The organism is Priestia sp. SIMBA_032, from assembly GCF_046535215.1.
In the GTDB taxonomy this organism is placed as follows: Bacteria; Bacillota; Bacilli; order Bacillales; family Bacillaceae_H; genus Priestia; species Priestia aryabhattai.
Window position 1 is genome coordinate 1 of record NZ_JAWRXD010001736.1, and the last position, 228, is coordinate 228.

1 pseudogene is annotated in these 228 nt (G+C 41.2%); it reads left to right on the top strand.

The features are described 5' to 3' along the window. Nucleotides 1-228 (top strand): annotated as a pseudogene (locus SB717_RS40150) (sodium:solute symporter family protein); the annotation flags it as partial.

Here is a 228-nt window from a genome sequence, read left to right on the forward strand (position 1 = left end):
TTTAGTGTTACTTTTCGTATTTTTCGCAGGGTTTGCTGCTATATTGCAAGTTCCTGGGTTAAAGGGAGCGGATGTAGATCTTTCGTTAGTCCGTCTTGCTTTACAAACTTTTGATCCTTGGTTTGTTGGGATTATTGGTAGTGCGGGAGTATTAACGGCATTGGTTCCAGGCTCTATGCTTGTTATGGCGGCTTCTACACTGTAGCAAAAAATATTTATCGAACGATC